General features: G+C 63.4%; 9 protein-coding genes. 8 read left to right on the top strand and 1 reads right to left on the bottom strand.

What is annotated here, in order from left to right; translation table 11 throughout:
- On the top strand, positions 1-285 hold a 285-nt coding region (locus SACAZDRAFT_RS08840; RefSeq protein WP_005440758.1), incomplete at its 5' end, for a hypothetical protein.
- On the opposite strand, the gene SACAZDRAFT_RS08835 is transcribed toward SACAZDRAFT_RS08840, so the two are convergent.
- Positions 282-761 (bottom strand): Rv3235 family protein, encoded by a 480-nt coding sequence (locus tag SACAZDRAFT_RS08835; RefSeq protein ID WP_005440756.1) that lies wholly within the window; start codon positions 759-761, stop codon positions 282-284. The two genes, SACAZDRAFT_RS08840 and SACAZDRAFT_RS08835, sit on opposite strands and share 4 nt — an antisense overlap.
- A gap of 159 nt (positions 762-920) precedes the next feature.
- On the opposite strand from SACAZDRAFT_RS08835, the gene SACAZDRAFT_RS08830 reads away from it, so the two are divergent.
- The 7 genes from SACAZDRAFT_RS08830 to SACAZDRAFT_RS23235 form a co-directional block, all read left to right on the top strand.
- Positions 921-1,325, top strand: coding sequence for an HAD-IA family hydrolase (locus tag SACAZDRAFT_RS08830; RefSeq protein ID WP_005440754.1), 405 nt, complete (start codon positions 921-923; stop codon positions 1,323-1,325).
- A 264-nt stretch (positions 1,326-1,589) separates the two neighbouring features.
- Positions 1,590-2,219 (top strand): DUF3558 domain-containing protein, encoded by a 630-nt coding sequence (locus tag SACAZDRAFT_RS22430; RefSeq protein WP_040927719.1) that lies wholly within the window; start codon positions 1,590-1,592, stop codon positions 2,217-2,219.
- Positions 2,128-2,976: a DUF3558 domain-containing protein gene (locus SACAZDRAFT_RS22425; protein WP_082245304.1), complete on the top strand. Its 849-nt coding sequence runs from the start codon at positions 2,128-2,130 to the stop codon at positions 2,974-2,976. Before SACAZDRAFT_RS22430 ends, SACAZDRAFT_RS22425 begins: the two co-directional genes overlap by 92 nt.
- Positions 2,977-3,211: 235 nt before the next feature.
- Positions 3,212-3,850 (top strand): DUF3558 domain-containing protein, encoded by a 639-nt coding sequence (locus SACAZDRAFT_RS08820; RefSeq protein WP_005440749.1) that lies wholly within the window; start codon positions 3,212-3,214, stop codon positions 3,848-3,850.
- Between the two features lie 237 nt (positions 3,851-4,087).
- The gene (locus SACAZDRAFT_RS08815; RefSeq protein ID WP_005440748.1) at positions 4,088-4,561 is read left to right on the top strand and encodes a hypothetical protein; all 474 of its coding nucleotides are present in this window, start codon (positions 4,088-4,090) and stop codon (positions 4,559-4,561) included.
- Positions 4,562-4,563: 2 nt separating this feature from the next.
- A complete protein-coding gene (locus tag SACAZDRAFT_RS24160; protein WP_157606969.1) occupies positions 4,564-5,202 on the top strand; it encodes a DUF3558 domain-containing protein in 639 nt (212 codons plus the stop codon).
- 2 nt (positions 5,203-5,204) lie between these two features.
- Positions 5,205-6,084 (top strand): PPE domain-containing protein (locus tag SACAZDRAFT_RS23235; protein WP_040927718.1); only part of this gene is annotated, 880 nt, incomplete at its 3' end.

Genomic DNA, 6,084 nt, shown 5'->3' with positions numbered 1-6,084 from the left:
GCGAAGGCGACCGGCGGGCCGCGCCATGCGCGTCCGGTGCCGCCGCAGCCCACCGTCGCCCCGGAGCCGGTGCCGTCGGCGCTGCAGGGCAAAGGACTCGGTGGGCAGACGCCGCAGGGTTTGACGTTCTCGGGCCCGTCCGAGGGCGGCGGCGTGCAGTCCCGCGGTGACGGCACGACGACCAACAAGGCCAAGAGCGGCGCTGCTGCCGGTGCCACGCGTCGGGAGCGGCGGGCCGCCGCCCGCGAACAGGCGAAGAAGAACAAGCGCGGCGGCAGCCGTTAGGGCCGTCGACCGAGCACGGTGAACAGGGTGCATCGCCACCCTGTCTCGCCGTGCTCGAAGCGCGCCACCAGCGCGTAGGCACGGTCGGTCAGGTGGGCGGTGCCGCACACCTCCAGCGCGTCCTCAGCCGGTCGGCACACGTGGATGTTCCGTAGTACGTAGCGTGTGCTGACCGTGCGCGGCCTTGCCCGCAGCCGTCGCTGCAGCATGGGCGACAGCCACCCGTCGAGCTGGCTGGCCGGTCTCCTTCCTGCCTGGACCTCCACGAGCGCCGTCAGCACGCGGTGCAGCATGCGCCTGCCCGGCGCGGACAACGTGTACTCGTGACGAGCGACGTTGTGGGCGTGGAGTTCGGCCAGCAGATCGTCGAGTGACAGCTGTCCCTCGGCGACCTCCCCCTGCGAACGCTCCCCGAATCCGGTCGGTTCGTACGGGTTGAGTGGCAACAACCCGCTGGCCGACGTGAACGCGTTCATCGCAGTCCTTTCTGTTCTCTCGGACAGCCCCCCTGACTGCCCACTAAGACAGAGGGAACGAACGCGCGTTTCGCCTCAAAAAGGACCTGATGAGGTGATCGGGTGCGCTCTCACCGGGCCGGTTTGACAGCCGTGTGATATTGCGCGGCGTAGGGTGACGTGGTGCTGCGAGCGTTGCTTTTGGACTACGCGGGTGTGCTGACCGACGTCGGTGCGCAGCGCCTGTACGCGGCGGTGCGCATCGCTCGCGCCCATGGGGTGCGGACCGCGTTGTTGTCGAACGCCGGAGGTGGACCGGAAGCGAGAGAGGCGTTCGGGGATCGGTTCGACGCGGTGGTCTTCTCCGGCGACGTGGGTGTCGCGAAGCCCGATGTGGCGGTGTATCGCCTGACGGCCGACCGGCTTGGCGTCACACCGGGGGAGTGCGTCTTCGTGGACGACTCCGCAGTGAACGTGGCGGGTGCGGTGTCGGCGGGAATGGTCGGCGTGCGGCACGTGAGCGTCGCGGAGACGTTGGCCGAGCTGGAGGCGCTGTTCCCGTTCTCGGTTTCGGGAAGTGGCTGACCGGTTGCGCGGTGTTCGTTACCCTCGTGATGGTTTCCGGTGATGTTGTGCGGGAGTGATGATGGCTGAAGCGTGGTACAACGCCCTCGCCGACGAGGCGGCGAACGGCGTGAGCGCGACGCGGTGACTCAGGCGAAAGACTCGTCCTACGGTCATCGATGACACGCGCAGCACGTGGCTTGCGTGCTCTGGCTGCCCGACTTCGGCGACCCTGGTGATGCGCACGTAAATTCAGCTGGGCGTACGCATGTGAGTGAGGTCTGAGTGCGCAAGAACGTGACGCGACTCGCCGTGCTGGTACTTGGCGTTTCGGCTCTGGCGGCTTGTTCGGGAACGACTGAGGGATCGCCAGAGTTGGGCGGGACATCAGGAACGGGAACCACCTCGCCCCAGGAACCGGGTGGCCGGTACACCGTGCAGATGCCCCTCCGTATCGATTCTTTTCTCTCTCGACCATGCGATCTGCTTCCCGGAGAATCGCTCAACTCTCTAGGGCTTGATGCGCAGGACGGAGAAGCCAAGCTCCCGGAGAACGACGCTGCAGCACGGGCCACAGGGCCGTACTGCAGCTGGGCCGGTGAATCTGTCAGTGTGAGCGTGGGTGTCCAGTCAGAGAACACCAAGCGCGGTATGGGCGGCCTCGACGGTCTCTACGCCGTGTACGAGCAGGGCAGATACGAGTTCTGGGAAGAGACCGAGGTCGCAGGTTATCCGGCTGCGTTCTCTGCAACGGTCGACCAGCGTGCCGAGGGTCGTTGTCAGTTAGCTGTCGGGATCGCGGACGACATGTCGTTCACGGCCAATGCGTACATCGGCGACAATCCCGACGCTGCGTGTCAGGCCGCGACCGAACTGGCGGCCGGCGTCATTCAAACTCTGGGCGGAGACCGCTGACATGACGCGGATGCCAAGTCGATCACCTTGCTCACGGGAAGCTGAAGCCGATAAGAGCCGATCATCAACGAAACCGCTGGCATTCTCGGCGTGGACGTTGTTAGGAGTGTGTGATTTGCGGCAAGTTCTGATCCTTGGCGTCTCTATATTGGCTGCGGCGGCTAATGTCGCCTGTTCCGCAGGGGAGCCCGGGACGGCGATCGCAGGGTCTGCACAGACGTCCACGGGAAGTTCCTCTATGGTGCAAGAATTGCCGATTTCCGAGAACTTGTCTATCTCTGATCTCCTTGCTGAACCGTGCAGCCTTCTGTCGGAGTCGATGCTTAACGTCTACGGATATGACAGTGTTGGCGTTGAACTCGGCGAGGTCAGCGATCTCGGTCGTGATCTGGAAAACTTGTCAGGGCCTACTTGTGGCTGGAGTGCAGAGGAGAATGCGGACTCGCAAGTTCTCAGCGTCACGCTGATCGACCGCGAATCCGAGCATGCATCGAGGGCCTTCGAAACTGCACGTGAGCATCATCAGAACGAGATTCTCGAGTTGTGGGAGGAGACCACCGTTTCTGGTTATCCTGCCGCATACTGGGGCATCCGTGACAACCGCGATCGCGGGGACTGTTCGGTGCTCGTGGCGATATCGGACAAGGCGCTTTTCAGTGTTGCCGCTAGTTACTATTTCGATGATCCGCAGCGTGCATGTGTTGACGCCGAAAAGATCGCCGAGGATATCCTTCGAAAGCTTGAAGAGGGTGCCTGATTTCTTCGAAGAACCCTGCGCGCGGCATGGGCGGTCTACGAAGGATTGGGAGCACTTCAAGATCAGATCCGCTTCTCCGGATATCTTACTGTCCATCTCGATTTCGAAATTCATGGCGACAGGATTCGCCTTCCACGAAAGTCCGCAGCGGGCTTGTGAAGTGGCCGATGTGGTCGCTGAAGACGGTATCCGGACTCTCCAGGAAGGACGCTGACAACTGTTGAGGTATGGATCGGTGAGGACAATCAACCGTGCAGCTACGTTGATCGGTTTTACGCTGCTGCTGGCTGCCTGCTCGTCGGAGGAGTTGGGGAGTCCGACGGTCAATGTTTCGCAGCCCTCGGCTAGCGAGACGTCCGGGCTGTGGCCGAACCCTTATACCGTCCCTCCGGAGAAGGGGCTCGACGTTGCTCCGTTCTTGGGGAACCCGTGCGGATTGGTGTCGCCGGGTCTCCTCGCTGACGAGAAGTACTCAGTCGAGGGGCGCCCGAGGTTGCCGGGCGAAGACACGACCGCTGACGTGACCGGTCCCTACTGTGGCTGGTCAGGTAAAGGCGACTCGCGGGGCTTGACCGTGTCGATCCAGTCGGGGAACGCGCGGCGCGGTGCTGGTGGCCTGGTGCATCTACGCCGCATGTACGACGAGGGTCGTTACGCGTACTGGGAGGACACGTCCATTGGAGGGTATCCCGCCGCCTACCTGGATCTGGCAGACCGCCGTTCGGCAGGTGGTTGCGGCGTGGCTGTCGCAGTAGCTGATGACATGAGCTTCTCCGTCGCGGTGGACGCGTATGCGGATCAGCCGACCGAAGCCTGTTCCGCCGCTGCTCGATTCGCTGAAGACGTCCTCGGCAACCTGGAGAGGGGAATCTGACGGCGGGGCCCCGTTGCGCCGAACAGTAGCTTCTCTCCAGCGTGAAGCGAAGATTCGGTGGGCAGCGTGGCGGGTCGGTGGCTGTGGGGCTGGCCGGTGTCCGACATGTCCGGGTCGAGGAGGCGCGGCGGAGTTGTGTGTGTTGCTCCCCGTTCTGGGTTTCGGGAAGTGGCTGACCGGCTGCGCGGTGTTCGTTACCCTCGTGATGGTTTCCGATGATGTTGTGCGGGAGTGATGATGGCTGAAGCGTGGTACAGCGCCCTAGCCCATGAGTCGGCGAACGGCGTGAGCGCGACCGAGGCGGTCGGTGCGGTCCTGGGAGGGCCCGCCGGTGCCGCCATGGCGGGCGCGTCCGCAGCCGCCCGCATGGCCGCCGCGGCCGGAGGCGGTGGCTCCTGGTCCTTCGATCCGGAGGAGATCGACGCCGTCATCGGGGAGTGGAAGGCGCTGCTGGAGGAATTGGAGGCAGACCGGGCTCAGGTCAACTCGATCGTCGATGCGCTGGCTGTGGTGCCGTCGGAGGACACCCCAACCCTTGGATACGTAAGGGCACTTTTGGATGGTGTCGCGGGTCTGGAAGATTCGAACTTCTCGATGAACGAGTACGTTGCCGAATTCGTTCGTAAACTCGAAGACGCCAAGAAGACAATTTCCTCTACTGATCAATCAAGTTCTGAAGCATTCGGTTCCGGCGAGGTTGAGACGGTCTGATTGTGCGACGTGTTATTATACTTTCTGCTGCGGCGCTAATCTCCATCAGTGTCGCGGGATGTGCTGATACGGAACCCGGGGAGGCTCTTCCCCATGGTAATTCGTCGCAGTCGTCAGCTGCTCCTTCAAATTCTCTGTCGTTCCCTTCGGAGCTGGACGTAGGCTCATATATGGATCGCCCGTGCGATGTGCTGTCTCCGGAGCTTCTTGAATCTCGGGGTTATCCCATTGAAGGTCAGAAGTTGGAAGAGACGGGTCCGGCTGGTCAAAGGCTCTCGGAACTCACGGGCCCAAGTTGTAGTTGGGGCGCTAAGGAGACCACTCACGCTCAAGTGCTGAGTGTCTCCCTGATCGACCAACCTTCTAGGGGAAGCGAAGCTGTGTTGAACGGTGTTCGGGAACGGCACCGTAGCGGCGTTCTCCAATTGTGGGAAGAAGTTGAGGTCGCTGGATACCCTGCGGCCTATTACGGTCTTCGGGATAATCGCGATCGAGGCGATTGTGCGATGATGGTTGCCGTTTCGGGCACGGCGATCGTCACAGTCAATGCTGGACCTTATATGGATGATCCGAGGCAAGCATGCGTTGATGTCGATGAATTTGTCACGGATCTCATTGACAACTTGCAGAAGGGGGTCTGACTATGGGGTCTGGCTACACCGGAGAGCAGATTTTTCATAACTTCAGAAATGGCCAAGGAACTGGCGGCATGGAGGCGGTGGCCGAAACGCTCATTCAGCTGCGCCGGAGCTATTCCGATCGCGCCCAGGCGATCCAGAAGATCCAGGAGCGCATGGAGGCCGCCTGGACCGGTGATGCCGGGTCCGCCGCCACTGCGGGCGCGGGGCCGCTCGGGAAGGCGCTCTACGCATCGGCCGACAACATGGACGTGACGTTCAAGTCCGTCAACAGCCAGGCCCAGGCCTGGCACCAGGCGTCCAACTCCGTCGAGCCGGTTCCGCCGAAGCCGGAGAAGCCGGGCTTCTGGGACAACGTCACGAGCTTCGGCGGCGCTTCCGACACCTACTTCCAGAAGAGTGTCGAGCACATGGTGGCCGCCGAGCGCAATGTTCAGGTCATGAGCGAGTACGAGGCCAAGACCTCGTCGAACCAGGACTTCCCTCGCAGTTACACGACTCTGTCGTCCGCCGGAGGCAGCATCACCATCGACACCGGCGCCTCGTCGAGCGCGGTCGGCACCGGTACGTCGTCCATTCCCGACGTGCGGGGCGGGACCTCGGGGCCTGCCGCTCCCGGTGTGTCCACAGGCGCCGCGCCCGGCACCAGTGGTGCGCCGCCGGTGGGGCGTCCGGGTCCCGTCGGCCCGATCGGGCCTGCTCCCGGCCCGGTCTCGCCGGGTGGTCCGGTGACGCACACTCCCGCACCTGTCGCCGGTCCGGTCGGGACGCCGCCCGTCGGCGGTGGCACCACGCGCAACCCCAACCGGTCGACCAACCCGCGCCAGGGCACCGGCCCCGGCCGGGGCGGCGTGGGTGAGCGCGCCGGGTCGCGGCTGTACGGGC

The sequence above is a fragment of the Saccharomonospora azurea NA-128 genome (assembly GCF_000231055.2).
Lineage (GTDB): Bacteria > Actinomycetota > Actinomycetes > Mycobacteriales > Pseudonocardiaceae > Saccharomonospora > Saccharomonospora azurea.
This window is presented reverse-complemented; position numbering and strand designations above follow the sequence as displayed.